This is a genomic window from Streptomyces sp. HB132, from assembly GCF_016909575.1.
In the GTDB taxonomy this organism is placed as follows: domain Bacteria; phylum Actinomycetota; class Actinomycetes; order Streptomycetales; family Streptomycetaceae; genus Streptomyces.
The window spans coordinates 19,798-45,698 of the sequence record NZ_JAFBGA010000008.1; the positions used below are offsets into that span (position 1 = coordinate 19,798).

Sequence of the window (25,901 nt, forward strand, 5' to 3'; positions counted from 1 at the left end):
GGCCGTGGCAGGCGACACACCGTTCCGGAAGCGGCGCTTGCGGCGCACGAAGTCGTCGGAGGCACATCAGGGCGGCGCAGGCCCGGCGGAGGGCGAGAGGCCCACTGCCGAGCACCAGGCCGCCCTGCCTGCCTCTCCCGGCAGCACCAGCACACCTGACGACGAGCGGGGCCCCCCGGCCTCGCTCGAAGCGGTAGGGGCGGCCGACCAGCCACCCGGACCCGGGCAGGACGGACCGGCGCAGCCCCCCGAGGGCTCCGGCCGCCTGCACACACTGAGACGAGGCGTACGCAGGAGCACGGAGAGCGCCGCGGCCGCAGTCGGCCTGGTGGCCGACCGCATCATCGACACGGCTCCCCGGGTTCCCGTGCGGGATCTCGCCACCCTGCGCAGACAGTTCCCCGGCCTCGGCCCCGAAGAGCTCGCCGACAAACTCGTCGCGGGCGCCTGCAACGCCACGGCGACCGTCGGCGCGGGCATCGGGGCGGCGGCGATGATGCCCGTACCACCCGCCATGCTCGCCGAACTGGCAGCCGAGATCACCGGAGTGGCCACCGTCGAGCTCAAGCTCGTCGCCGAGCTCCACGAGGTCTACGGCCGGCGTCCCCCCGGCAACCTCGGCCAGCGCAGCACCGCGTACCTGACGTCATGGACGGAGGAGCGCGGCATCGACGTCTCACGCCCCACGACGCTCAACGCGGCGCTGGGCGGGCAGATGAAGCGCGAACTGCGCCAGCAGATCATGAAGCGCACCGTGCGCGACCTGCCGAACCTCATCCCGTTCATGATCGGTGCCGCCATCGGCGCGCTGATGAACCGCAGGGACACCAGGAAGCTCGCCGACCGGGTCAGGAACGACCTGCGGGGCCAGCAGGTCCCCTGGGACCGTCTCCCCGAGCTCCCCCCGCTGGAAAAGCCGGCGGAGCCCGTCGCCGAGCTGCCCGAGGGCCTGGACGACCCCGGCCGCTGACCCGCCGTCCGTCAGACGGGTACGGGCGCGAGGGCGGCCACCAGGGCCTGCGGCTCCCGGGTCGACAGATAGACGTAGGGCGTCGGATCGGCCGGATCCGTGACCTTCACCCGCACCGCCGTCGGGACGTAGCTGCGCAGCAGCATGAACGCGCGGGGATCCGCCTTGTACGAGCGCCAGGCACGCGCCTCCTCCCCGTCCAGCACCTCGGCGTCGCCGAGCGCCTCCAGCGGGATCCGCGCATCACCCGCGACGAGGGCACCCGCCACGACACGGATCCGCGCGGAGCCGTACGAGCTCACGCCCGCGCACGCCGCGGCCGTACCGGCGACCAGGGCGCCGAGCATCGGCAGGAGGCCGAGCGGCAGGAACATCAGCGCGCACGCGACCCCGATGCCGAAGGCGATGAACCACCACGAACGGGGCGCTGTGAGACGTTCGTCGAAGGGAGGTGCGGAAGGCTGCATGAGAGCAAGCTTGGCACGGCGCGGCCCCCGCTCGGCCGCGCGGGTAAGGTCTGCGCCTGTGAGTGGAACATCTGCACGTCTGACACCCCCCGCCGACGCGGTGAGGCCGGTCCGCCATCCCGACGCCCCCGCGCCGGGGGCGCTCCTCGGCTCCCACTACGAACACTGTTTCGGCTGCGGTGACGGACAGCCGCACGGACTGCACCTCCAGGCGACGGCCGGAGAGGGCGTGAGCGTCACGGCGGAGTTCACCGTGAAGCCCGCCCACCAGGGCGCTCCGGGACTGGCCCACGGCGGTGTCCTGGCCACGGCGATGGACGAGACGCTCGGCGCGCTGAGCTGGCTGCTGCGGGTCATCGCGGTGACCGGCCGGCTGGAGACCGACTACGTCCTGCCGGTGCCGGTGGACACGGTGCTCTTCCTGGAGGCCGAGGTCACCGCCGTCCACGGCCGGAAGATCTACTGCCGTGCGACGGGGCGGACCGGCGGCCCGGAGGGGCCCGTGGCGGTCCGTGCCGAAGCCCTGTTCATCGAGGTCAAGGTGGAGCACTTCATCGACAACGGACGGCCGGAGGAGATCCAGGCCGCGATGTCCGACCCGGACCAGATCCGGCGTGCCCGCGCCTTCGAGGTGAACCCCTGATGCGCCACCCCGTCGACGTGCTCATCCGCCGGATCGACCCGGACGTGCCGATCCCCGGCTACGGACACCCCGGCGACGCCGGCGCCGACCTGGTCACCACCGAGGCCGCCGAGCTCGCCCCGGGCGAGCGGGCGGTCCTCCCCACCGGGGTGTCGATCGCGCTGCCCGACGGCTACGCCGCCTTCGTGCACCCCCGTTCGGGGCTCGCGGCCCGCTGCGGACTGGCCCTCGTGAACGCCCCGGGGACGGTCGATGCCGGGTACCGTGGAGAGATCAAGGTCATCGTGGTCAATCTCGACCCACGCGAGACCGTGAGGTTCGAACGGTTCGACCGGATTGCCCAACTGGTCGTCCAGCAGGTCGAGAAGGTGCGCTTCCACGAGGTGACGGAGCTCCCCGGCTCGGCGCGGGCCGAGGGGGGCTTCGGATCCACCGGCGGTCACGCCGCCGTGGACGGTGTCACGGGCGGTAACAACCAGGGTGGGAACAGCTACGCTTCGGTCGTACCCGACCGGGAAGGACGTTGACGTGTTCGGACGTCGCAAGAACAGTGGTTCCGCCGAGGACACGGCGGGCGAAGCGCGCGAGGCCGAGCAGGTCGCCGACGAGCTCGACGACACCGGGGCCGAGGGCTCCTCGCGCCGCACGAACCTTCCGCCGGCTCCCCGCCCGGACGGGCCGTGGGACATCTCCGAGGTCTCCCAGCCCGGCGAGGGCCGGGTGGACCTGGGTGGCATCTTCGTGCCCGGGGTCGAGGGCATGGAGCTCCGGGTGGAGGTCGCCGGTGACGCGATCGTCGCGGCCACCGTCGTGCTGCGCGACAGCGCGGTGCAGCTGCAGGCCTTCGCCGCCCCCAAGAAGGAGGGCATCTGGGGCGAGGTGCGCGACGAGATCGCCTCGGGCATCACGCAGCAGGGCGGGATCATCGACGAGGTCGAGGGCCCGCTGGGCTGGGAACTGCGCGCCCAGGTCCCCGTACAGCTTCCGGACGGGAAGAACGGCGTACAGCTGGTGCGCTTCGTCGGAGTCGACGGCCCGCGCTGGTTCCTGCGCGGAGTGATCTCCGGCCAGGGCGCGGTGCAGCCGGAGGCCGCCGGTCTGCTGGAGACGATCTTCCGGGACACCGTGGTCGTCCGCGGTGACGGCCCCATGGCCCCGCGTGACCCGATCGTCCTCAAGCTTCCCAACGACGCCCAGATGGTGCCCGAGGGCGTGCAGCAGGAGGACCAGGAGAGCTCGAAGTTCTCCGGCGGCATGGGTCAGCTCCAGCGCGGGCCCGAGATCACCGAGGTGCGCTGACCGCACCCCTGTTCCGTTCCGGCCGGTGGGCCGCACCCCTCGGGGTGCGGCCCACCGGCCTTTCCCGACGCGGTCCCCACGCCGGCGGCGGCGTATCAGGGTCCCGTCAAAACGGTCCCCACGTCCGGCCCTGACCCCATATGCCGGAAATTCTCGGGGTAACTTCGACACAGGCTCCCGCGTCCGCGGGGGCTTGTTCAGAGAAGACGATGGGGCCATGGCACGCGGCAAGCTTCGGATCTACCTGGGTGCGGCACCCGGCGTCGGCAAGACGCACGCGATGCTGTCCGAGGCCCACCGCCGGGTGGAGCGGGGCACGGACTGCGTCGTCGCCTTCGTGGAGCACCACGGCCGGCCACGTACCGAGGTGCTGCTGCACGGCCTGGAGCAGATCCGGCGCCGGGACATCGAGTACCGCTCGGGTGTCTTCGCGGAGATGGACGTCGACGCCGTCCTGGAACGGGCGCCGGCCGTCGCGCTCGTGGACGAACTCGCGCACACCAACGTGCCGGGCTCACGCAACGCCAAGCGCTGGCAGGACGTCGAGGAACTCCTCAAGGCCGGCATCGACGTGGTGTCCACCGTCAACATCCAGCACCTGGAGTCCCTCGGCGACGTCGTGGAGTCGATAACCGGCGTGCGACAGCAGGAGACCATCCCCGACGAGGTCGCACGCCGCGCCGACCAGGTCGAGCTGGTCGACATGTCGCCCCAGGCGCTGCGCCGACGCATGGCCCACGGCAACATCTACCAGTCCGACAGGGTGGACGCGGCCCTGTCCAACTACTTCCGTCCCGGCAACCTCACCGCGCTGCGCGAACTCGCGCTCCTGTGGGTGGCCGACCGGGTCGACGAATACCTCCAGCAGTACCGGGGCGAACACGACATCAGCGCCCCCTGGCAGGCCCGTGAGCGCATCGTCGTCGGACTGACCGGAGGCCCCGAGGGCCGAACGCTCATCCGCCGCGCCTCCCGGATGGCCGCGAAGGGATCGGGCAGCGAGATCCTCGCCGTGTACATCGCGCGCAGCGACGGACTCACCTCCGCCTCGCCCAAGGAGCTCGCGGTCCAGCGCACGCTCGTCGAGGATCTCGGGGGCACCTTCCACCACGTCATCGGCGACGACATACCCTCCGCGCTCCTCGCCTTCGCCCGTGGTGTCAACGCCACCCAGATCGTCCTCGGCTCCAGCCGCCGCAAGACCTGGCAGTACATCTACGGCCCCGGGGTGGGCGCCACCGTCGCCCGCGAGTCCGGCCCCGACCTCGACGTCCACATCGTCACGCACGAGGAGGTCGCCAAGGGGCGCGGGCTGCCCATCGCGCGGGGAGCCCGGCTCAGCCGCACCCGGATCATCTCGGGCTGGCTGGCCGGCGTCGGCGGACCCGCTCTCCTGTCGCTGCTCCTGCACGGTCTGGAGAACGGGCCGGGGCTCGCCAACGACGTCCTGCTCTTCCTCTTCCTGACCGTCGCCGCCGCCCTCCTCGGCGGCCTGGCACCCGCGCTCGCGTCGGCGGCGGTGGGCTCCCTGCTCCTGAACTACTGGTTCACGCCGCCCACGCACACCCTGACCGTGCAGGACCCGGAGAACTTCGTCGCCATCGTGATCTTCTTCGCGGTGGCGGTGGCGGTCGCCTCCGTCGTCGACCTGGCGGCCCGCCGAACCCACCAGGCGGCCAGGCTGCGCGCCGAGTCGGAGATCCTCTCCACCCTCGCCGGGAGCGTCCTGCGGGGCGAGACCGCCCTCGACGCCCTGCTGGGCCGGGTGCGCGAGACGTTCGCCATGGAGTCCGTCGCCCTCCTGGAGCGGCAGAGCGACGTCGATCCCTGGACCTGCGCAGGATCCGTCGGACCCGCACCGGTGGCCCGGCCCGACGACGCGGATGTGGACATGCCCGTCGGTGACCACATGGCACTGGCGCTCTCCGGCCGCGTGCTGCCCGCGGAGGACCGCCGGGTCCTCGGCGCCTTCGCCGCGCAGGCCGTGGTGGTGCTCGACCGGCAGCGCCTGGTGGGGGAGGCGGAGGCGGCCAGGCGGCTCGCCGAGGGCAACCGCATCAGGACCGCGCTGCTCGCCGCGGTCAGCCACGACCTGCGTACCCCCCTCGCCGCGATCAAGGCCGCCGTGAGCTCCCTGCGCTCCGACGACGTCTCCTGGTCCGACGAGGACGAGGCGGAGCTCCTCGCGGCCATCGAGGACGGCGCCGACCGCCTGGACCACCTGGTCGGCAATCTGCTCGACATGTCACGCCTGCAGACCGGCACGGTCACCCCGCTGATCCGCGAACTCGACCTGGACGAGGTCGTCCCGATGGCGCTCGGCGGTGTACCCGAGGGCAGCGTCGACCTGGACATCCCCGAGACGCTTCCCATGGTCGCCGTGGACCCGGGGCTCCTGGAGCGTGCCGTGGCCAACATCGTCGAGAACGCCGTCAAGTACAGCCCCGGCCGGGACCGGGTCACCGTCGCCGCCAGCTCCTTGGGGGAACGCGTCGAGCTGCGGGTGGCCGACCGTGGCCGCGGGGTCCCCGACGAGGCCAAGGAACGCATATTCGAGCCCTTCCAGCGGTACGGCGACGCCCCGCGCGGCGCCGGAGTCGGCCTGGGTCTCGCCGTGGCCCGTGGATTCGTGGAGTCCATGGGCGGCACGCTGGACGCCGAGGACACCCCGGGCGGCGGGCTCACCATGGTCCTCACGCTCACCGCCGCGCCGGGCCAGGTGCGGGCCGGCCCCGTACCGCCCGCGCGCATCACCTCATGAGGTCCCGGGGGTCCGCCCCCACCCCGTACACGTATTCCGGAAAGGCAGGTCCGCGATGACCCGGGTCCTCGTGGTCGACGACGAGCCGCAGATCGTACGCGCCCTCGTGATCAACCTGAAGGCGCGCAGGTACGAGGTGGACGCGGCGCCCGACGGGGCGACCGCCCTGCAACTGGCCGCGGCGCGCCATCCCGACGTCGTCGTCCTCGACCTCGGGCTGCCGGACATGGACGGCGTCGAGGTGATCAAGGGGCTGCGCGGCTGGACCCGGGTGCCGATCCTCGTGCTCTCCGCCCGCCACACCTCCGACGAGAAGGTCGAGGCCCTGGACGCCGGGGCCGACGACTACGTCACCAAGCCCTTCGGCATGGACGAGCTGCTGGCCCGGCTGCGCGCCGCCGTGCGCCGGGCGGAACCGGTCGGCCAGGACGGCGGCGACGGCTCGGTGATCGTCGAGGCCGAGGGGTTCACCGTGGACCTCGCGGCCAAGAAGGTCCACAGGGAGGGCCGCGACGTGCGGCTGACACCGACCGAGTGGCACCTGCTGGAGGTCCTCGTCCGCAACGACGGGCGGCTCGTCAGCCAGAAGCAGCTGCTCCAGGAGGTCTGGGGCCCCTCGTACGGCACCGAGACCAACTACCTGCGGGTCTACATGGCGCAGCTGCGCCGGAAGCTGGAGGCGGATCCCTCGCACCCCAGACACTTCGTGACCGAGCCCGGCATGGGCTATCGCTTCGAGCGGGGACGGCCTGTTCAGGAGTGACCGGCCCGACACCGGCTCACTCGTTCGGGTGGATCCGTCCGGGCCAGCCCCTACCACAGGAGACCGGTACCCTTCGGGTATGAGCGCTGTTCCCCGATCCGAGAAGGCAGGCAGGGCGGAGAGGCCGTCCGGCCGCTTCCGTCGCATGCTCGACCGCTTGTCCACCTCCCAGGAGGACCTCGAGTCCGAAGAACTGCAGGAGGACACGCACGCGTCGGGGTGCACGCGCATCTCCGAGTGCACGGACCGCCAGATCGTGAAGGTCACTGGTACCTTGCGGACCGTCACCCTGCGTCCGCGGGCCGGAGTGCCCGCCCTGGAGGCTGAGCTCTTCGACGGCACCGCGCCGCTCGACGTGGTCTGGCTGGGCCGGCGTTCCATCGTCGGCATCGAGCCCGGCCGCAAGCTCATCGCGTCGGGCCGCGTGGCCATGAGTCACGGGCGCCGGGTGCTGTTCAACCCCAAATACGAACTCCGACCACTCGGCAAGGAGTAGCCGGTGACGTCTCTCGACAAGCCGACGTCCGATACGGACCAGCCCCACCGCACCGACCAGCAGGACGCCGACGCGAAGGCGGTCACGGAAGCCGCGCTCTTCGAGGCCTTCGGCGGCGTGCGCGGCATGGTGGAGACAGTCCTTCCCGGGCTGCTCTTCGTCACCGTCTTCACCATCAACAAGGACCTGACGGCGTCGGCCGTCGCGGCTCTGGCGGTCTCCCTCGCCCTCGTCGTCGTACGGCTGATCCGTAAGGACACCGTCAAGCACGCCTTCAGCGGCGTGTTCGGGGTGGGGTTCGGTGTGCTCTTCGCGAAGATGACGGGCAACGCCAAGGACTTCTACCTGCCGGGCATGATCTACACGCTCGGCCTGGCCTCCGCGTACCTGGTCACGACCCTCGCGGGCGTGCCGCTGATCGGCCTCATCCTCGGCCCGGTCTTCAAGGAGAACCTTTCCTGGCGCACCAGGAACCCCGGCCGCAAGAAGGCGTACGCCAAGGCCAGCTACGCCTGGGGGTTCATCCTCCTCGCCAAGTGCGCGATCCTCTTCCCGCTCTACTGGTGGGCCGACACCGCCCAGCTCGGGTGGGTGCTGGTCGCACTCAAGATCCCGCCGTTCCTGCTCGCGGTGTACCTGACCTGGGTCTTCCTCGCCAAGGCGCCGCCGCCCATCGACGTCTTCGCCGAGATGGAGGCCGAGGAGCGGGCCGAGAAGGCCCGCAAGGCGGAGCAGAGCGCCCGGGCCGCGGAGGCCCGTAACTCCGAGTTCTGACGCACGACGACGTACATGCGTGTGGGGCCCGGACCGTGGCACGGTCCGGGCCCCACACGCAGGTGTACCGCCCGCTCAGTCCTCGGCGGGCTCGCGGCGGACCGACAACAGGTCCTCCAGCTGCTCCTCGCGGGCCTGGGCGGCCACGAACAGCAGCTCGTCACCGGCCTCCAGGGTCTCCTCGGGGCTCGGCGTCAGCACCCGGGTGCCGCGGATGATCGTGACGAGTGAAGTGTCCACGGGCCAGTCCACATCCCCCACCCTGATGCCGGCCAGTGCCGACTCCGGGGGCAGCGTCAACTCGACCAGGTTGGCGTCGCCGTGGCTGAAGCGCAGCAGCCGGACCAGATCGCCGACACTCACCGCCTCCTCGACCAGGGCGGACATCAGCCGCGGAGTGGAGACGGCCACGTCGACGCCCCAGGACTCGTTGAACAGCCACTCGTTCTTCGGGTTGTTCACCCGGGCGACGACCCTCGGGACGCCGTACTCGGTCTTCGCGAGCAGCGACACGACCAGGTTGACCTTGTCGTCACCCGTCGAGGCGATCACGACGTTGCACCGCTGGAGCGCCGCCTCGTCGAGCGACGTGATCTCGCAGGCGTCCGCGAGGAGCCATTCGGCCATCGGGACGCGCTCCACCGAGATGGCGGTCGGCGCCTTGTCGATCAGCAGCACTTCGTGCCCGTTCTCCAGGAGCTCGGCCGCGATGGAACGGCCCACCGCACCGGCCCCGGCAATCGCGACGCGCATCAGTGACCGCCCTCCTCGGGACCTTCGGCAAAGGCCTCCTCGACCTTCGCGATCTCGTCCGTACGCATCATCACGTGGACGAGGTCGCCCTCCTGCAGAACCGTCTGCGAGGTGGGCAGTATGGCCTCACCCAGGCGGGTGAGGAAGGCGACGCGGACGCCCGTCTCCTCCTGCAGAGTGCTGATCTTGTGCCCGATCCAGGACGGCGTCGTGTGCACCTCGGCGAGCTGCACACCACCGCTCGGGTCGCGCCACAGGGGCTCAGCGCCCGACGGCAGCAGCCGCCTCAGCATCTGGTCCGCCGTCCAGCGGACCGTCGCGACGGTGGGGATGCCCAGGCGCTGGTAGACCTCGGCGCGCTTCGGGTCGTAGATGCGAGCCGCGACGTTCTCGATGCCGAACATCTCGCGGGCCACCCGGGCCGCGATGATGTTGGAGTTGTCGCCGCTGCTGACGGCCGCGAACGCTCCGGCCTCCTCGATACCCGCCTCACGCAGGGTGTCCTGGTCGAAGCCGACGCCGCTGACGCGCCTGCCGCCGAAACCGGAACCGAGGCGCCGGAACGCCGTGGGGTCCTGATCGATCACGGCGACCGTGTGCCCCTGCTGTTCCAGGGTCTGTGCGAGGGCGGCTCCGACGCGCCCGCAGCCCATGATGACGATGTGCACCTTGCGCCTACCTCGCCGTCCTGGTCGTCCGGATGACCTGCGAAAACACCCTGCTCACACTTCTCTCTCAGCTTGCGGGGCAAACAATGGGGCAACCACCTTCGGCGTTGCCCGTGGATGAGCTTATGCGGCGACGCCGACACCGCCTCATCCGAGTGTGCGTACCCCGCGGGCCGATGAGCAAAAGGGGACGCGCGCGACGGGTGGGACGCGGCCGGGGGAGTGTGCGAGAGAGCCGGGCCGAGGGCTCCCGCGCTACCGCGCCGCAAGGATTTCGTTAAGGATTCCATGGACTTTTCCGGTGGGGGCGGGTGATTATGAAGGTTTTCCCGGTCCGGAGGGGGTGGTGCTTCGGTGGCGTGTCCCAGCAGCGCTTACGATCCACACCGTGTCCAAACTGACCGACGTGCCCAAACGGATCCTGATCGGCCGGGCGCTGCGCAGCGACAAGCTGGGGGAAACGCTCCTTCCCAAGCGCATCGCCCTCCCCGTCTTCGCATCCGACCCGCTGTCCTCCGTTGCGTACGCACCCGGGGAAGTCCTCCTCGTGCTGTCCATCGCGGGCGTGTCGGCGTACCACTTCAGCCCATGGATCGCGCTCGCGGTCGTGGTCCTCATGTTCACCGTCGTCGCCTCGTACCGGCAGAACGTGCGCGCCTACCCGAGCGGGGGCGGCGACTACGAGGTCGCCACCACCAACCTCGGGCCGAAGGCCGGCCTGACCGTCGCCAGTGCCCTCCTCGTCGACTACGTCCTCACCGTCGCGGTGTCGATCGCCTCGGGCGTGGAGAACCTCGGCTCCGCGATCCCCTTCGTCGTCGAGCACAAGACGTTCTGCGCCGTCGGGGCCATCGTGCTGCTGACGCTGATGAACCTGCGCGGCGTCAAGGAGTCCGGCAAGCTCTTCGCCATCCCGACCTACCTGTTCGTGGCCGGGGTCTTCCTCATGATCCTCTGGGGTGCCTTCCGTGGGGTGATCCTCGGCGACACCATGCACGCCCCCACCTCCGACTACGAGATCAAGCCGGAGCACCAGGGGCTCGCCGGGTTCGCGCTCGTCTTCCTGCTCCTGCGCGCGTTCTCCTCCGGCTGCGCGGCCCTGACGGGCGTCGAGGCGATCAGCAACGGGGTTCCCGCCTTCCGCAAGCCGAAGAGCAGGAACGCGGCGACCACCCTCGCGGCGATGGGCCTGCTGGCCGTCACCATGTTCTGCGGAATCATCGGTCTCGCCATGGCGACCGACGTCAAGATGGCCGAGAACCCGGCGAAGGACCTGATCCACAACGGCGCGGCCGTCGGTGAGAGCTTCGTCCAGGACCCGGTGATCTCCCAGGTCGCCGCAGCCGTCTTCGGCGAGGGCACGTTCCTCTTCGTCTTCCTGGCGGCGGCCACCGCGCTCGTACTCTTCCTCGCCGCGAACACCGCGTACAACGGCTTCCCGCTGCTCGGCTCGATCCTCGCCCAGGACCGCTACCTGCCGCGCCAGCTCCACACCCGCGGCGACCGGCTGGCCTTCTCCAACGGCATCGTGCTGCTCGCCGGCGCCGCGATCCTGCTCGTCTGGATCTACGGCGCCGACTCGACCCGGCTGATCCAGCTCTACATCGTCGGTGTGTTCGTCTCCTTCACGCTCAGCCAGACCGGCATGGTGCGTCACTGGAACCGTCATCTGCGTACCGAGAAGGACCCCGCGGCGCGACGGCACATGGTCCGCTCCCGGGCGATCAACACCTTCGGCGCGTTCTTCACCGGCCTGGTCCTGGTCGTCGTGCTCGCCACCAAGTTCACCCACGGTGCCTGGGTCGCGCTGCTCGGCATGGTCATCTTCTTCGGCACGATGACCGCGATCCGCAAGCACTACGACCGGGTCGCCGAGGAGATCGCCGCCCCGGAGACCCGGCCCGACGACAGCATCCGCCCCTCGCGCGTCCACTCGATCGTCCTGGTCTCCAAGCTCCACCGGCCCACGCTGCGCGCCCTCGCGTACGCCAAGCTGGTGCGCTCCGACCAGTTGGAGGCGCTGTCCATCAGTGTCGACCACGCCGAGACGAAGGCGCTCAAGGAGGACTGGGAACGGCGCGGCATCGACATCCCGCTGAAGATCCTCGACTCGCCGTACCGTGAGGTGACCCGCCCGGTCATCGACTACGTGAAGGGCCTGCGCAAGGACCGGCCGCGCGATGTGATCAGCGTCTACATCCCGGAGTACGTGGTCGGCCACTGGTACGAGCACCTGCTGCACAACCAGAGCGCACTGCGGCTGAAGGGCCGTCTCCTGTTCACGCCGGGCGTGATGGTGACGTCGGTGCCGTACCAGCTGGAGTCCTCCGAGGCGGCGAAGGTGCGGGCCAGGAGGCGTGCCGACTGGAGCGCTCCGGGCTCGGTGCGCCGCGGTCCCGTGGAGCGGCGGCACCACAAGGAACCCACCCGCAAGGGCTGACTCCGCGCTCCGCCTGTGGTAAGCGGCCGGCTTCCACCCACGTAGACTGGTGGGCTGTTGTCCGGCCGTTTTCCCTTTTCCTGATCTCTGGAGCCACCCCCTCATGCAGAACGAATCCACGTCGTCGCAGGCCGGGGAGTCTCTGATCGGTCGGGAGTACGAGGTCGAGGTCGGCCCCGTCGCCCACGGCGGCCACTGCATCGCCCGCACGTCCGAGGGCCAGGTTCTCTTCGTGCGCCACACCCTCCCCGGCGAGAAGGTCGTGGCCCGGGTCACCGAGGGCGACACCGACTCGCGCTTCCTGCGCGCCGACGCGGTCACGGTCGTCGAGGCTTCCAAGGACCGCGTCGAGGCCCCCTGCCCGTACGCGGGCCCCGGCAAGTGCGGCGGTTGCGACTGGCAGCACGCGAAGCCGGGCGCGCAGCGCCGCCTCAAGGGCGAAGTGATCGCCGAGCAGCTCCAGCGCCTCGCGGGCCTCACGCCCGAGGAGGCCAACTGGGACGGCACGGTCATGCCGGCCGAGGGCGACAAGCTCCCGCCGGGCGAGGTCCCGGCCTGGCGCACGCGCGTCCAGTACGCCGTCGACCAGGACGGCCTGGTGGGACTGCGTAAGCACCGCTCGCACGAGGTCCAGCCGATCGACCACTGCCTGATCGCCGCCCCCGGCGTCTCCGAGCTCGGCATCGAGAAGCAGGACTGGCCGCAGATGGCCACGGTGGAGGCCATCTCCGCCACCGGCTCCCACGACCGCCAGGTCATCCTGACCCCGCGTGAGGGTGGCCGGCTCCCGCTCGTCGAGCTGGACAAGCCCGTCTCCGTGCTCCGCGTCGAGGAGAAGGACGGCGGCGTGCACCGCGTCCACGGCCGCGCCTTCGTCCGCGAGCGCGCCGACGACCGCACGTACCGCGTCGGTTCGGGCGGCTTCTGGCAGGTGCACCCCCAGGCGGCGGACACGCTGGTCCGCGCGGTCATGCAGGGCCTGTTGCCCCGCAAGAACGACATGGCGCTCGATCTGTACTGCGGTGTGGGCCTGTTCGCGGGCGCCATCGGCCAGCGGATCGGCGAGAAGGGCGCGGTGCTGGGCATCGAGTCCGGCAAGCGCGCGGTCGAGGACGCCCGTCACAACCTGAAGGACCTGGACCGGGTCCGCATCGAGCACGGCAAGGTCGACCAGGTCCTGCCGCGCACGGGCATTACCGAGTGCGACCTCATCGTCCTGGACCCGCCGCGCGCGGGCGCCGGCAAGGCCACTGTGAAGCAGCTGGCCGCCCTGGGGGCGCGCCGCATCGCGTACGTGGCGTGCGACCCGGCGGCGCTGGCCCGGGACATCGCGTACTTCCGGGACGGGGGGTACCGGGTGCGGACGCTGCGGGCGTTCGACCTGTTCCCGATGACCCATCATGTCGAGTGCGTCGCGATCCTTGAACCGGCCGCGAAGGGCGTCTGACCTGCGGTTTCGCCGAGTGGGCGTTATGTGCGTTGTGTGCGTTACGGGCGATATCTTGACGCATACTCGACGCACGTGACGCACGTCTGACGCACGTTTGACGCACGTCCTGATGAGGCGTCAGGTGGTCATACCTGCAGGTGGCGGTGTGTCGAGTGCGGCTTGAGGGGGCTCCCTCTTTACCGCCTCTTGGTGAACCGGTGCTCGATATGGCCTGATTTAAGGCTTAGTAGGCACGGGGTCCGTAAGGGCTCCAGTGGCCGAGGAATGGCTTGAGGTCGTCGGCGCTGGGCTTGGGTGGGGTGGGCAGCTTCGGCGCTGCGGCGGACTCGGTGAGGTGCTGGAGCCGGGCGTCCGTGAAGGCGAGCCACGCCTCGATCTCTGTTCTTTCCTGTCCGGGTGGCAGCGATGTGGCGTGGTCGCGTACTGCTGTGACGTATTCGGTCAGGCGCTTGGTCTGGTGCCAGGCGTCTGCTTGTTCTTCGAGGTGCTTGACGCGATAGGCGTAGGCGTATGCGGTGCGCGCTTCCTCCATGGCGGTTTCCCAGCGCCTCTGCTGGGCTTCCCTGGCTTGCTGGTCTGCAAGGCGTTTGTGTTCTGCGGCTTTGCCGCGGAGGTCGACTTCTTGTGCGATTTCGGCGAGTTGGTCTTCCAGTGGCCTGTCGGGGACATCGGCCCATTCGCTCGCACGGTGCGGGCTGCCGCCGCGGAGGATGAAGCGCAGGCGGTTTGAGGGGGTGTAGTCGAAGCGGGCGATGCGCATCCATGAGTGCTTCTTGGCGTCGGCGAGTTCCTTGTCGGTGGGGATGTGTTCGCTGCGGTCCTGTTCTTGAAGGACGAGGAATCCGACGCTTTCGCCTTGGGCGGTGATGGTGAAGTGCGGTGGTGCGCTGCGGCGACGGTGGGGTGGGGGTGCGCCTTGCGTGGTTCCGAGTGCTGCCTTATGGCCTTGTGATTCGGTGGCGATGATGAGGGCCTGGATGATGCGCAGGGCTCGGCCTTGGATGGATTTGGTGAGCCCCATGGGCTGTGGTCGTTGTTGGAGGGCGGCCACGAGGGAGTGGGGTTTGGTGAGTCTGGCCGGAACGGGGAGCGGGGTGAGTTCGGCGAGGCGCCAGGCGGGGATGTCGGCGAGTTTGATTTCGTAGCCGCGGTGGGTGCGGTATGCGTAGAGCTCTTGTGTGCGCGGGATCTTGCCGGACTTGCGGGCGGTGTTCACTCGTGATGTCCAATTCACTGCGTGTGGGCCGGGTTCGATGGGCTTGATGAGGCAGCCGTCGTTCGCGGCCAGTTCTTCGAGGAGTTGGTCTGTGTAGTTCGTACGGGCCCTGGGTGCGGTCTTGGGGCGTGGCGGTGCCGGTTTGCGGCTGGGCTGCGCGGATGGTGCAGCGTTCTGCTCGACGGGGCAGATGCCGCGGTCGGTGAGATGCTGCCGCCCTTTGTCAGTCAGGTTGGCACTCCAATGCCCTCGGCGTTTGGTGATTCTTATGAGTCCGCGACTCTGCAGTGCCTGAGCGCTGACCTTGAAAGTGCTGTCCGGCCAGACTCCGTCGGGACACCCCTGGCCCACCCAGTCGAGCACGGTCTGCTGTCGCTCGTTGAGGTCCCCGTGCATGTCGTCCTCCTGCGGTTCCCCGGGCTTGCTGCCTGAGAGGCAATGCCCGTCGCTTCTGCAGAAATTCCGGGGATCATGAGAGGATCTTCGTTCGAATGAGACGTGCCGCACGGCTGTTTACAGCGACGTGCACACGGTCAGAAATCAGGCTCCGTGAAACGACGAACGAAGAAGTCAACGGACCCACGTCCGCGCCGCACAGGTTAAAGATCAATAGTCGACTCCATCTGTGAGTCGTTCGCCGCGTGATGATGGCCATGCGGGAGGGGCTTTGCAGGGGTGAGGTGTTGTGAACTCAGTCAATGATTGCCCTGGCCTGGTTGGCTGGACTACGGTGATGGTACGCACGCCAAACCCGTCCGAAAATCGCCCCGAGCTCGGAGAATCGCATGCCCAACGCCATCGATGCGCCCGTCACACTGGCTGGAATCGCACGGATCGCGGGTGTTGGTCGAGCAGCAGTAAGCAACTGGCGGCGCCGGCACGATTCGTTCCCGACTCCTGTCGGTGGGACGGATGCCAGCCCGCAGTTCTCTCTAGCCGACGTCGAACAATGGCTCCACGCGAACGGGAAGATCGAGCGGATCCGGCTGCGGGAGCGTTTGTGGCCGCTCTACGAGGTTCTGGGAGACCGTGCGGTGATGGGCGCGGCGCTTGCGGAAGCCGGTCGGCGCCTCCTCGCCGCGGATGGCGTGGACCAGGCGGTTCCTGTGCAGTCCTCCCTTCCACAAGAGGCCGCCCAGGTAGTGGATGAAACGGTCGACGCCGCACGCTACGAGGGAGGCCGCGAGACCTTCGACTTCCTGCTGTCGCGCTGGCTCGATGTTCATGTGCGGCAGGTCAGCACGACTCCAAATCAACTTGGTCAGCTAATGGTGGACATCGCTCTGGCCGTCAGGGCCGACGGGGCCGGGGGCAGGAGTACGCGAACGGTCGTACTCGACCCCGCATGTGGCGTCGGTGGGCTGCTCCTGGCTGCTGACGAGGGTATGAGAGAGCACGGGGCGGAGGCTGACTCCGCAGCTCTGGTCCTTCTCGGGACCGACGTCGATCCTGTGCTTGCCGCGCTAGCGGCGGCCCGCCTTGGTTTCGCCCGGGCATGCAGGGGCGGTGTAGTCGCCGAGATCAGGGCAGGCGACTCGCTTCGCGCAGACCCACAGGATGCCGAACAGGCCGACATCGTTGTGTGTAACCCTCCGTTCAACGCGCGCGACTGGGGTCACGAGGAACTGGCCACTGATCCCCGTTGGGTCTACGGACTGCCGCCGAGGACCGAGCCCGAACTTGCCTGGATCGAGCACGCACTGGCGAGACTTGCATCCGGCGGTGTGGCCGTCCTTCTCCTGCCGCCGGCGGTAGCCTCCCGGCGTGCGGGCAGGCGTATTCGCAGTGCGCTGCTGCGCACGGGCGTCTTGCGGGGAGTGGTTGCGCTTCCGGCCGGGGCCGCGCAACCACACAGCGTCTCACTACAGTTGTGGATTCTCCAGGCACCATCAACCGCTGGCGGGCCGGTTTCCGGCGACGGTCTGTTCTTGCTTGACGCGGCCACTTCGCGGGGGGCGTCCCGGAGAGCTCAGAGCATCGACTGGCCGAAGTTGAGCGGACGCGTACTCGATGCGGTGCACGCTCATTCTTGGTCTGGGGAACATAGGAGGGGAGCGAAGGAGCACCTGCCGGAGGGGTGCGTCATCATCCCCGTGATGGACCTACTCGACGAGCAGACAGATCTCACGCCCGCCCGCCATGTACCAGAGACGGCGATGGAGGCCCAGGCCAAGCTCCATGAATCCTGGGGCCGCCTGGACGGCCTGCTCGACGAGGTGCGCAGCTATTCCCGGTCCCTTGCGGCGATCGCCCTGTCGGCGGACGACGACGTTGCGTCCACTGTCACGGTCTCGGACCTGGACCGCGCTCGCGCGCTCAAGCTATGGCAAGGGCAGACGCTTCCCAGCGAGCTCCTACACCGCGACGCACTACCGGACGGTGCGGTGCCGGTCGTTAGCGTTCCCGACCTCATCCTGGGAGTCTGGCCGGGGAGCTGGCTGGCAGCAGCCGAGGTGGAGGAGGGCCTCAGCGCTGGATCGCTCACTGTGGCCGAGCCCGGGGATGTCATCGTGGCGGGTGTCGAGCGGGCATATCGCGTCTGGGTCCAAGAAGACACGCCCATGGTGCTGGGACCCCAGCTCTACGCGTTGCGACCGGATCCTGAGATCCTCGATCCCTGGTTCCTCGCAGGTTGCCTGCGTGCTCCGGCAAACGCGCGACAGGCCGGCTCCCACACTTCCAGCTCGGCCCGTATCGACGTACGCAAACTGCAGGTGCTGCAGCTTTCTCTCGCCGAGCAGCGGGAGTACGGGGCAGCCTTCAAGGAACTGCTGGCACTTGAGGAAGCATTCCGCTCCCTGGCAGCGGTGGGCGAGGGCCTTATTCGGGGTCTCGGGGACGGGCTCGCGGGCGGAAAGCTGCGCCGATGAGGCGGCCACCCCGTGTCGCAGAGGGGGGTGTGGAGGGCACTGGCACAACACCACTCTTCCTACGCCTCAAAGCCCAACTCCTCAAGCTCGATGCCAACCTCGCGGCACCGCTCTTCCAGCACTCGGGCACGAGGGCCTGTGACGCGGGCCAACTCTCCGAGTACCACGGCCCGCGCCGCCGCGGCGGGGAGCAGGTCACCGAAAGGGATGCGGCACTCCGCCGCGCCTAGAGTCCCTTCCAGGTGGTCGGCCAGATCGTCCGGACCCCCGCTGCCCTCAGCTCGCACGGCCAGCGCCTCGTAGAGTGCGATCGCTTCCTTGCAGCGCCCCGCGATACGCATACCGTTCGCGGCTACGCGCAAGGCCGCCCGGACCCGCGGATCGAAGATGCCCCAGTCCCGCCGTGCGGCGGGCAGCAGCTCTACCAGCTTGTCCACCGCGCTAGCGGGATCACCGGATTCGATCTCGGCCTCGGCTTCGGCAACTACCTCCTGAAACATTCGGCGACTGAGGAACACAGAACCGCGGCGCCTGCCGCTCGGCTTGATTACGGGTGCTGTTGTCACCGGCTCGGCGGGCAGATCGTATTCGTCCGGCAGTCGCAATGGGCGCGTGGGGTCCGGTTCCAGCCGAGGGGAAGGGGCAGCGTCACCCGGGCGAGGAGCGTGCCTCCGCAGGACTTCCGCGACCGTGCGAGCGCACTCCGGCCGGTCCTCCGGCTCCTTCGCCAGCAACTTCAGGACCAGCTCGTCTAGCTCCGCTGGGATGTGCCCGACATGGAAGGTCGGCGGGATCGGCTCGGCGTGCACGTGCTGGTGCTTCAGACCGTCCCCGGAGAAGGGCGGATGACCGGTCAGCAAGTGATAGAGGACGCAGCCGAGCGCGTACAAGTCGGTCTTCGGCGTGATCTGGCGCTCCAGGATCTGCTCTGGTGCCTCATACCCCCTGCTTCCTACGGTGGAACCATGCTGGGTGTAGTCCGTGACGCCAGGCCAGAGCGGCTTGGCGATGCCGAAGTCGATAAGGACGACCACGCCGTTCTCGTCGATGATCAAGTTGTACGGCTTGAGGTCGCGGTGCACTACCGGCAGGTCGTGCGCGCAGGCCAGAGCCTCGGCGATCTGAACCCCGATGGCCGCGCTGACCTCGTTCGTGGGGGTGTACTGGTCGAGGAAGAGGTGTAGGGGCTTGCCAGCGACGTAGCGCATCACGAGGTAGGGCTCGGAGGCATGGGCGCCTTGGTCGTACAGCTCAGGAATGCTTCTGTTGCGCAGCCGTCCGAGGAGGGAGCCCTCACGCCGGAAACGGCCTCGCATGCGCCGCATCTCGCTGTGCGCCTCGTCCTCGTCGAGTGAGTCCAGGAGCTCGCTTCTAGTGCGCAGGCACTTGACGGCTACCAGGCTCCCGTTCTGCAGGTCCTCCGCCTGCCAGACGACGGCCATGCCGCCGCTGCCCAGGTGCCTGAGCAGTCTGTATCGACCGCCCAGCACCTCGTCCTTCTTCATGCCCGCCCCTTGCCTTTGAAGCGTCCCGCATCCGACACGCATAGAGGTCCGCGCCGGTGGCAGGGTTCCGGTTTCCGCCAGGTCGTTGATCAACGGATGCTGTCAGTGTAAAACGAACGGAGCGCGTTTCATGCATGGACTGAGTTCACAACGTTTCTGTGTCATGCTGGAGGCAGTCGAAACCCGGCTATCTATGTGATGTCCGCTGGACGTCGTTGTCGTATGGCTTGGAGGAGAGCATGAGCAGCTGGCCTCGCCCCGCCGGGACGATCGGTGACATCAGACTGGTGCGTACGAACCTCGGTGCGGCGCGGCTTGACCCCCGAGATTGCCCCACGAAGCGCGGCAGTGAAGCCCGCCCGATGTTGGTTCCCGATCCCAATCCCCCTGAACACGGCGAGCGTCTACAGGACTTCACGCTCAAGGTTTTCATGGATGCACTCGACCTGATTGAACACGAGGGCAACGACCTGGAGTGGGTGATCGGAGAACTTCAGCGAACGAAGGGAACTTTCGGGCTCTACCGTCGGCGGGAAGCGCACCCCTTGCTGCTGTCATGGTCAGCCGAAGCGGTCCGGCGTTATCTGGCGGCCCGGGTGGCGGACCAGAGCGCCCGCCAGGCCGCGCACCTTCCGCTCAGCGTCCCGGTCCGTGACATGTGGGTGCTCGGCCAGGATCCTGGGCCGGTTGACGAGCGAGGTGTGGACACCTACGAGATGACCGCTTGGGGACGCCGCTACGCGGCCCTCGACGACTCCACGAGGGAACTGTGGTTGCTCAGCTTCGGCGCAGCCAAGGAAGATCGCCCTAAGGGGGAGAAGGCCGCAGCCGCCTACGTCGCGGCACGCGGGCGGCCGGCGGGTGGAGGATGGCGGAAACGGCACATTCCAGTCCCCTTCCATGAACTCCCGCAGTTCCGCACCGCCCTGCCTGAGAAGGTCAGGGTCATCGAATTCGGCTGTGGAGACGGCAAGCACAACGAGCTGCTCGACTGGAACAGGTATGAGGCCCGGCAGCATTTCACAGCGGAGGGGTGGCCTGCGTTGCGCCAGGCCATCGATGGGACCGGGACCCATCCCGGAAGCAGTTGTGTCGACTGCAAGGCGCTAAGTGGCTGCAGTGCCCTCCCGCGCACCCCGGAACTGCTGAGGATCACCTCTCCTGAGCGCAAGCGCCCTCGGCGCAGTCTCTCGGTCACCGATCTGCGCGCCTATCGGGACTGTCCGGCGAAGTATCACGCGACTCGGCAGCTCAAACTGCGATCCGCGAAACCCGAGAGTCCAGAAGTGCGACGTGGCCGCGTGGTCGACGACATCCTGAATCAACGGCATGGCATCACGCCTTACCAGGCGTGTCAGGTGCTCCCTGGTCCTGTAGATCCGGCGTCTTGGGGCGCGGGCGTCCTGCACCTGAGCGGGAAGGAAGCACTCGACGGCGCCGCCATGCTCGAGCAGCACGCCTTCTACTGTCCGTTGGACGGCCTCGCCGCAGAGGAGGAAGTGCGTGTTCAGTACCAGGCGGTCTGCTACGACCCTGAACTCGATCTCATCCTGATAGCCACCCCCGATCTGCTCCACACCCGCCGCGGGGGCTGGATCTGGCGGGAGACCAAGACCGCGAGCCGATACCTCTACGAGGGGGAGTCGCTGTTGTCGCGCTACCCCCAGCTGGCGCTAGGCGTGGTGATGCTGGCCGCAGGAGTCCTGGGCGGTGACGTGACGCGTTCCAGGGTCGAGCTCGAACTACTACACACCGACGACGTGACCTTTGAGGAGCTGGACCCCTCGCGCCCAGGGACCGTCGACGAAGCAAGAGACGTGATCGCGCAGCTCGCCCAACCCTGGGTTGAGGATCAGGACTACTCGGCCAATCCAGGCCGATACTGCAGCAGTTGCGAGGCCCTCGAATGGTGCCACCCGGGCATCGAGCATCTAGCCACGAAAAAGGAGGGACCCCGATGACCACCGCCTCCGACGCACACGCCACCCACCGAGGCGACTGGCTCGATTTCCCCGACGTGCGCCTGGTCCGCACGCTGGCCGGCGCGGTCATCCAACTCGCAGACCTCGGATCCCTCTCCTCGTTCAAACTGCCCTACCCGGCCGAAGCCCAGCGCGCGCTCGACCGGACCGTCCTCGCCTGCCTCCTCAGGGGTGCTGAGGAGGTACCCCGTAGCCTCCCCGAACTGCTCTTCTGGTGCCACACCCGCCCTCTGGAGGACTGGCCCCTCGACCTGCCGCCGGATGCCTTCGGGCCGGACGACTACCTGGTGGATCCAGAGGCGCTGGTTCCCACACAGCTTTGCCACGAGTGGTGGATCAGAGGCAAGGACGCAGGCGCCGCGCAATTCGACCGGGAGGTCGTCCACACGGCGATGCGCCTCTGCCGCAAGGCGTCGTCGCCCGAGTCCTACGTAGCCTTTCGGAGACTCCTGGTCGAGCGTCCGGTACTCACCGGAGTAGAACGATTCGAGACTGACACCGACCTGTTCCTCGCCCCGGTACAGGAGCTCCTGGACCAGTGCTATGCGCCAGTTCCGGCCTCCTACGAATTTGAGGGCACCTACGTAACCTGCGGTCGCTGTTTGACCATGCTCACGCCGGTAGCCGGCGGAACGTGGTGGTGCGAGCGGGACCGGTGCCGACGCAGGGGAGCGCCCCCGCATGGACGGACACTGGGCGGGACCGAAGCGGCTGGACTGCTTCAGCTGGTGCGGCCACTGCGGCAGTTCGTCACCAGCCCGGGGCGTGCCGAGGTGGCACTGGAGGCCCGGCTGAGCGCCCTCGGGCTGGAGGTTCAGCTATGGCCCGGCTTCGACGCCTACGACTTGCGCGTGACCTTCCCCGACGGGTACGTCTGGGCCATCGACGTCAAGGACTGGAAGCATCCCGGCCTGCTCGGCAGGTCCGCGAAACCCGTCCGCCCAGAGCCGCCGTACAACGAATCGTGCTGGGTGGCCCCCCGCGAACAAGTCGAATCCCACCGCGACTACATCGGCACGTACCGGCGCAACCGCCCCCTCTCAGCCGAGGGCCTTCCTCTGCTCACCGACGACCGGCTAGTCACACTCGCCACCGCCCGGCTCCGTGGGACAAACGACCCCCACCTGACGGACCCCGCACCGACGAACGGAACCGACCGTGCGTAATAGCAGCGAGTGGTACCAGCCACTGGCCAAAGCCCTGGAGCCCCTCTGGCCCCTCGAATATCAAGATGTCAGCCCCTCTCTGCTGTGCCAGGTGGAACTCGGCCTCTATCTGATGGAGGGTCTCGACCCGTCCCGCGACGCCCGGGGTGTCTACACCCTCCTGGGTGGCTACCCCTTCGCTGCGGCCGCGGGCATCGCGTCCACCCCAGCACAGAACGCCCGCCTGGGGGCAGCACGTCACCTGCTATGGAAGCTGCGCCGTCGCCGCATGTGGCATCAGTGCCTGGATACGTATGTTCATCTGCCCGAAAGGCTCCGCGGATACCGGCTCCCCACCGGAGGAGGACCGGCCCGGCGGGTCGAGCCGACAGTCGCAGGGGACCGCTTCGACAGGTTTGAGCGCGCACTGTCCCAGCTTCCAGACTTCGACCAGCGCCAGCTGCAGCTTGCCCCAGCAGGTCAGTCCCGGTTCACCGAGCGGCACCGGCCAGCCTCCGTGACCATCCCCGAGCAGCTGTGCTTTCCGCCAGCGACCGGACACGACCTGAGCCGGCTCCCCGAGACCACGGGCCAGCCCTTGGACATCCCACTGGCTGAACTCGCCGAAACCGCACGCTGGATGGAGGAGACCGAGACTACTCGCGGCCTCCCCTCCGCCCATTGGGTGCGACGCTTGGAGGATCTGCAACTCGACGTCCTGACTGCCGATGGACTGCGCTTCGAGAAGACGACGGTCTTGCCCCTGGACCGGCTGCTCCACCTGGTCGGCATGGTGGGTGCAGGGAAGAGCACCCTGATGAATCTCATCGCCGTCTGGGGTGCCCGGAAGGGATTGCGTACGACTCTGGTCGTCGGTGACGTCGCAGAACAGCTCACCTTGGTCGGCCAGTTCCAGGACCTCGGGCTGAATGCAGCTCCTGTCATCGGCGGCACGACCCGCGAGCAGCATGCCTCCCGGCTACACCGCCGGCTTGCCGCACGCGGCCAGGCATCTCTGCTTCAGCACGACGATCCAGCCTTCGACATTTTGAGCACAGTGTGCGTACTCGACGCGCAGCGCGGACTGGAAGCGGCTGAACCCCTCCGCTACGTCGACGCCCCATGCACGGAACTGAGCCCCGTCAAAGAGCCCACTCGGACCGTCGCCGGGAACATCCAGATGCCCGTGTATCGGCACGACATGAACGAGAAGCCCGCGGAAGGAAGGACGAACGCGGCGGAGCCGAAGGCTTCCCCGTTCGACCACGGCTGTCCGGTGTGGAGCGTCTGCCCCCGGCACGCCACTGACCGAGATCTGGTCGATGCCGTGATTTGGGTGGCGAACCCTGCCAGCCTGTTGCAGAGTGCCGTTCCGAACCACCTCAACACCGAACGTCTGCGACACCTCGAACTCGCTTGCCTGCGTAGCGACATCGTCATCGTTGACGAGGCAGACCGCGTGCAGATGCAGCTCGACACTGCCTTCGCCCCGTCCGCGACTTTGATCGTGCGTGGTCCGGAATCCTGGCTTGACCGACTCGGCATCCACAAGATCGACGAGCTCGCCCGGCAGGGCCGCTTGCCGCTCTCGGCGCGTGATGTCGAACGTTGGTCAGCCTCCCTGGACCTCGTGCACGTTGCCGCCAATCGCCTCTACCGCAGGCTGATCACCGACGACGACCTCCGTCGGTGGGCGGACATCGAGTACTTCAGTGCCTGGACACTCCAGGAGAAACTCGTCAACGAGTGGTACCCGCGCCCGCGCGCCGATGGTTCCCTCCCCGACGGGATCGCCTCCGACGCCGAGGTCTACGACTCCGACGACGAGCCCGAGGGCCTCACATCCATGCCGCGGACACCGGGCACTGAGCCGTGGGACCCCCGCCGCACCACCGTGACCGAGGCCCTCGACGCCTTCCGCGACGACCCGATCGGTGATCGGGGCCCGCACAACGACCTCACCGACACCCTGATCCGCAGGGCCGGAGACCTACTCCACCACCTTGACCAGGCGGTGACCAGCCAACGCGTCCGCTCCCTTCTCGATGACCTACTCACCGGATCGCCCCTGCTGGACGGTTCACTGCGCCAAGAGGCACCCGAGCCGGGGAAACCTTCCCGCGACCCCGTGGACACCTGGGGCAGCGAGCCCTGGCTGGAGCGTGAGGGGCGGCGCCTCGAATTCACCCTGGTACTGGCCGCACTGCACCAGCGACTCGAACGCGTCACCTTTCTGTGGCCCCAGGCCGAGGCAGCTCTCCACCTGGACACCGCCGACAACGAACTGTCCCGCAGACCGCCCCTGGATTACGCACCAGTAGTGCCAGAAGCCCCGATGGGGAATGTCCTCGGATTCCAGTATCTGCCCGAAGACCCAGAGCGAGGGCCGGACGGTGACGAACAGCGCAGCGGCACCCTCCGCTTCTTCCGCTGCGCCGGCGTCGGTCGGGAACTGCTACTCAACCTTCCCGAACTCGGGGCCGACCCCGCAGCGGGGCGACTAGGACCCCACGTGCTGCTCATGTCCGGCACCAGCTGGGCCGGGACATCGACCCGTGCCCACGTCATGGCCCCGGTCAAGGCGATCCTCAAACCCCACCAGGCTGCGGTCGACTCCATCCGGCAGACCCGCTTCACGACTCTGTTCCTCTACGACGGCGAAGGGGCCCCGCTCACGCTTTCCGGAGCCAAACTCGACACCCGTGAACGGATCCTGGCCCAGATGGTCACCCAGCTCGGGAAGTCGGCCCCGGGCAGTGCATCGCTCCTTGATAGAGAACTGCGCCGAATCGAGGACGGCAAACGCCGGCGGGCATTGCTCCTGGTCGGCAGCTACCAGGACGCCAGGATCGCCGCCGACCTCCTCGAACGCATGCCGCGCTGGCGCGGAAAAGTCCGAGTTCTGGCCTCCGACAAGGCCGAACTCGATCACACAGGCTCCGGCGACACAGCCACGGGTGACACCACAGTTGCCTCTGCCGTACGCCGTGGTGACCTGGCTGCCTTCGCCAAGGACGACGACGCCGAAGTCTTGGTCGCCCCGCTGATGGCGATCGAGCGCGGTCACAACATCCTCAATCAGAGCCACAAGGCCGCCTTCGGCACGGTTCTCTTCCTCGCCCGCCCCCACCCGCGACCCGACGACCTCTCGCTCGCCGTTTTCGCCGTCAACGACTGGGTCACCAGGTTTGTCCGCGACCAGCCGGGTCTCGAATCAGGAACCTTCGGCAAGCTCGTGGCCGACGCGGCAGAGCTGGATGCCGCCGGGCTCGGCTTCCGTCTCGCAGCCCGCCAGGAATGGCGTCGCCTGCTATCCCGGCGGTACATCTACTCCCGGCTCAGCGACGTGGAGAAGACATCTTTCGCCTGGGACCAGCTCGTCACCATCTGGCAGGTCATCGGCCGTTTGGTGCGGGGAGGAGTGCCCGCACGAGTGGTGTTCGTCGACGCGGCCTTCGCACCCGCACTCGCCGAGGCCGGAGCCCCGCCCACCGCTGCGACCCGGAGCGGACGCCGACGCAACGACGACGGTCTGCTCATCAAACTCCGTGACGTCCTCGCGCCCTACTTCGACGCGGAGACCGCCCCCGAATCGTTTCCCGACCCCGCCGACCCGGCCCTGGTGCGCACGCTCTACCACCCGCTCTACGACGCCCTGTGCGGCTTGAGCGCCGGAAACTGACTCGCCGAGAACTGCAA

Annotated in this window: 19 protein-coding genes; 14 read left to right on the top strand and 5 right to left on the bottom strand. The window is 68.4% G+C overall.

Annotated features, from left to right (window positions below):
- The first annotated feature begins 4 nt into the window (after positions 1 to 4).
- On the top strand, positions 5 to 970 hold the full coding sequence (locus JOC24_RS19090; RefSeq protein ID WP_205021552.1) for a hypothetical protein: 966 nt from the start codon (positions 5 to 7) through the stop codon (positions 968 to 970).
- Positions 971 to 981: 11 nt separating this feature from the next.
- Here JOC24_RS19090 and JOC24_RS19095 read toward each other — a convergent pair whose 3' ends face one another.
- On the bottom strand, positions 982 to 1,437 hold the full coding sequence (locus tag JOC24_RS19095; protein WP_205021553.1) for a DUF3093 domain-containing protein: 456 nt from the start codon (positions 1,435 to 1,437) through the stop codon (positions 982 to 984).
- Positions 1,438 to 1,495: 58 nt separating this feature from the next.
- Here JOC24_RS19095 and JOC24_RS19100 point away from each other — a divergent pair, with 58 nt between their 5' ends.
- From JOC24_RS19100 to JOC24_RS19130, 7 genes are all read left to right on the top strand, one after another.
- Complete coding sequence (locus tag JOC24_RS19100; RefSeq protein WP_205021554.1) at positions 1,496 to 2,080, top strand: PaaI family thioesterase; 585 nt, start codon at positions 1,496 to 1,498, stop codon at positions 2,078 to 2,080.
- A complete protein-coding gene (gene dut / locus JOC24_RS19105) occupies positions 2,080 to 2,607 on the top strand; it encodes a dUTP diphosphatase (protein WP_205021555.1) in 528 nt (175 codons plus the stop codon). The genes JOC24_RS19100 and dut overlap by 1 nt, the downstream gene beginning before the upstream one ends.
- Before the next feature lies 1 nt (position 2,608).
- The gene (locus JOC24_RS19110) at positions 2,609 to 3,379 is read left to right on the top strand and encodes a DUF3710 domain-containing protein (protein WP_205021556.1); all 771 of its coding nucleotides are present in this window, start codon (positions 2,609 to 2,611) and stop codon (positions 3,377 to 3,379) included.
- Between the two features lie 217 nt (positions 3,380 to 3,596).
- Positions 3,597 to 6,140 carry a sensor histidine kinase gene (locus tag JOC24_RS19115; RefSeq protein WP_205021557.1) on the top strand — a complete coding sequence of 848 codons (2,544 nt, stop codon included), beginning with the start codon at positions 3,597 to 3,599 and terminating at the stop codon, positions 6,138 to 6,140.
- Between the two features lie 55 nt (positions 6,141 to 6,195).
- Positions 6,196 to 6,903 carry a response regulator gene (locus tag JOC24_RS19120; RefSeq protein WP_205021558.1) on the top strand — a complete coding sequence of 236 codons (708 nt, stop codon included), beginning with the start codon at positions 6,196 to 6,198 and terminating at the stop codon, positions 6,901 to 6,903.
- A 79-nt stretch (positions 6,904 to 6,982) separates the two neighbouring features.
- On the top strand, positions 6,983 to 7,399 hold the full coding sequence (locus JOC24_RS19125) for an OB-fold nucleic acid binding domain-containing protein (protein ID WP_205021559.1): 417 nt from the start codon (positions 6,983 to 6,985) through the stop codon (positions 7,397 to 7,399).
- Positions 7,400 to 7,402: 3 nt separating this feature from the next.
- Positions 7,403 to 8,173: a DUF3159 domain-containing protein gene (locus JOC24_RS19130; protein WP_205021560.1), complete on the top strand. Its 771-nt coding sequence runs from the start codon at positions 7,403 to 7,405 to the stop codon at positions 8,171 to 8,173.
- 75 nt (positions 8,174 to 8,248) lie between these two features.
- Here JOC24_RS19130 and JOC24_RS19135 read toward each other — a convergent pair whose 3' ends face one another.
- Together JOC24_RS19135 and JOC24_RS19140 are read right to left on the bottom strand one after the other, a co-directional pair.
- A complete protein-coding gene (locus tag JOC24_RS19135; protein ID WP_205021561.1) occupies positions 8,249 to 8,926 on the bottom strand; it encodes a potassium channel family protein in 678 nt (225 codons plus the stop codon).
- A complete protein-coding gene (locus JOC24_RS19140; RefSeq protein ID WP_205021562.1) occupies positions 8,926 to 9,594 on the bottom strand; it encodes a potassium channel family protein in 669 nt (222 codons plus the stop codon). The genes JOC24_RS19135 and JOC24_RS19140 overlap by 1 nt, the downstream gene beginning before the upstream one ends.
- 388 nt (positions 9,595 to 9,982) lie before the next feature.
- On the opposite strand from JOC24_RS19140, the gene JOC24_RS19145 reads away from it, so the two are divergent.
- Entirely contained in the window at positions 9,983 to 12,034 is a 2,052-nt protein-coding gene (locus tag JOC24_RS19145) for an APC family permease (protein ID WP_205021563.1), read from the top strand.
- A 103-nt stretch (positions 12,035 to 12,137) separates the two neighbouring features.
- Entirely contained in the window at positions 12,138 to 13,481 is a 1,344-nt protein-coding gene (locus JOC24_RS19150; RefSeq protein ID WP_205021564.1) for a class I SAM-dependent RNA methyltransferase, read from the top strand.
- A gap of 226 nt (positions 13,482 to 13,707) precedes the next feature.
- Here JOC24_RS19150 and JOC24_RS33355 read toward each other — a convergent pair whose 3' ends face one another.
- Positions 13,708 to 15,096, bottom strand: a complete 1,389-nt coding sequence (locus JOC24_RS33355; RefSeq protein WP_239580676.1) for a hypothetical protein — start codon at positions 15,094 to 15,096, stop codon at positions 13,708 to 13,710.
- A gap of 389 nt (positions 15,097 to 15,485) precedes the next feature.
- Here JOC24_RS33355 and JOC24_RS19160 point away from each other — a divergent pair, with 389 nt between their 5' ends.
- The gene (locus JOC24_RS19160) at positions 15,486 to 17,570 is read left to right on the top strand and encodes an N-6 DNA methylase (protein WP_205021565.1); all 2,085 of its coding nucleotides are present in this window, start codon (positions 15,486 to 15,488) and stop codon (positions 17,568 to 17,570) included.
- A 59-nt stretch (positions 17,571 to 17,629) separates the two neighbouring features.
- Here JOC24_RS19160 and JOC24_RS19165 read toward each other — a convergent pair whose 3' ends face one another.
- Complete coding sequence (locus JOC24_RS19165) at positions 17,630 to 19,075, bottom strand: serine/threonine-protein kinase (RefSeq protein WP_205021566.1); 1,446 nt, start codon at positions 19,073 to 19,075, stop codon at positions 17,630 to 17,632.
- A gap of 239 nt (positions 19,076 to 19,314) precedes the next feature.
- On the opposite strand from JOC24_RS19165, the gene JOC24_RS19170 reads away from it, so the two are divergent.
- From JOC24_RS19170 to JOC24_RS19180, 3 genes are read left to right on the top strand one after another with little or no spacing between them, the layout of a single operon-like run.
- Entirely contained in the window at positions 19,315 to 21,036 is a 1,722-nt protein-coding gene (locus tag JOC24_RS19170) for a PD-(D/E)XK nuclease family protein (RefSeq protein ID WP_205021567.1), read from the top strand.
- Complete coding sequence (locus JOC24_RS19175; RefSeq protein ID WP_205021568.1) at positions 21,033 to 22,223, top strand: pPIWI_RE_Y domain-containing protein; 1,191 nt, start codon at positions 21,033 to 21,035, stop codon at positions 22,221 to 22,223. The genes JOC24_RS19170 and JOC24_RS19175 overlap by 4 nt, the downstream gene beginning before the upstream one ends.
- Positions 22,216 to 25,884, top strand: a complete 3,669-nt coding sequence (locus JOC24_RS19180) for a pPIWI_RE_Z domain-containing protein (protein ID WP_205021569.1) — start codon at positions 22,216 to 22,218, stop codon at positions 25,882 to 25,884. Before JOC24_RS19175 ends, JOC24_RS19180 begins: the two co-directional genes overlap by 8 nt.
- Positions 25,885 to 25,901: the final 17 nt, after the last annotated feature.